The sequence below is a fragment of the Vibrio sp. 03_296 genome, assembly GCF_002265885.1.
This window is the reverse complement of sequence record NZ_NPKW01000907.1, coordinates 1-857: the sequence shown is the minus strand read 5'-3', so window position 1 is coordinate 857 and position 857 is coordinate 1. Positions and strand designations below refer to the sequence as shown.

The following is an 857-nucleotide window of genomic DNA, read 5'->3' as shown; positions in this document are numbered from 1 at the left end:
AAGGTAAAGCGAACGACATGTAAGTAACCTGAAAGAAACGTAGATGTAAGCAAAGTACTGGATACAAAATTGCGTGAAATTGTTGCTTTCTTCAGCAAACATCAACGATGAATCGGCAGAGTTAGTCGAAGAAATGCCAGAGCAAGAAGAGTTTTAATTTCAGCCTCTATTTCATCAAGCCCTGCAATGCATGGGCTTTTTTCTTCTTTTCTCTTTTCTATTTCGGATTCACTTTCTTTACTTATCCCCCCTATTTAAGGAGTTCTGATGCATCATCGCTTTACGCCGCCAATGATGAGTTGCAAAGACACGGCGATTCAGCTGCTCAGTCGACGAGATCATGGTCAGTATGAGTAAACAAAACTCACTGTGAAAGGATACGCTAGCCAAGATATTGAAATGCGCTGCATTTTTGCTTGGAACATGGTTATCTCGATGATCTTCGTTATGCCAAAAGCCAAATCCGACAACACGTTGGAAAAGGGCATGGAGAAAGACGCATACGACAGGAGTTATCGCTTAAGCAAGTCGCCGATTCTGTGGTTGAAAATGCATTTACGGAAGAGCCACAAGATTGGTTTGAGCTAGCCAAATCCGTTGCAATGAAAAAGTTCAACGGAGTAAAGGCCAAAGAACAAAAAGAGTATGCAAAACAAGTTCGCTTTACTCCAATATCGTGGTKTTTCATTTGAACAGATACGTCTATGCGCTAAGCGATGAAGCATAATGTTTCCGTCCATTCCCTCCTAACTTTTCTCTCCTCACTTTCGTAAAGAATCATGATTTCTCGCTATTAAACGATTTTTTCATTTCACCGCTCTTTTCATAATCGAAACTAGTCGAAGCTTTAAGCATGA

At 40.7% G+C, this 857-nt stretch carries 2 pseudogenes; both read left to right on the top strand.

Annotation, left to right across the window (positions count from 1 at the left end):
- Positions 1–157 (top strand): annotated as a pseudogene (recA, locus tag CIK04_RS34705) (recombinase RecA); the annotation flags it as partial.
- Between the two features lie 110 nt (positions 158–267).
- Positions 268–727 (top strand): annotated as a pseudogene (recX, locus tag CIK04_RS28755) (recombination regulator RecX).
- Positions 728–857: the final 130 nt, after the last annotated feature.